This is a genomic window from Cupriavidus sp. SIMBA_020 (assembly GCF_046535395.1).
Taxonomy (GTDB): domain Bacteria; phylum Pseudomonadota; class Gammaproteobacteria; order Burkholderiales; family Burkholderiaceae; genus Cupriavidus; species Cupriavidus campinensis.
This window is the reverse complement of sequence record NZ_JAWRWU010001216.1, coordinates 1-251: the sequence shown is the minus strand read 5'-3', so window position 1 is coordinate 251 and position 251 is coordinate 1. Positions and strand designations below refer to the sequence as shown.

At 70.1% G+C, this 251-nt stretch carries 1 pseudogene; it reads right to left on the bottom strand.

Annotated elements, in window-relative coordinates:
- Nucleotides 1–101 precede the first annotated feature (101 nt).
- Nucleotides 102–251, bottom strand: a pseudogene (locus SB751_RS33395) (DUF484 domain-containing protein); the annotation flags it as partial.

Here is a 251-nt window from a genome sequence, read left to right as displayed (position 1 = left end):
CGTGTGCGCCGACAGGCGGCGCACGTGCTCGAGCTCGGCAAGGTAGTCGGCGATCGGATCGGGCGCGTTCACGGCTTCAGTGCGAATTCAGTGCGGCTGCGTCAGTGCGGCAGCAGGCGCGAGAGCGCCGCGCTCGCGAGCGTGCCGATCTGGCGCAGGAAATCGGTGGCCATGCCGTCGTGGAAGCGGCGCGGATCGGGCGAGCCGAGCACGATCAGACCGAACGCTTCGCCGCTCGGGTCGCCTTCCTC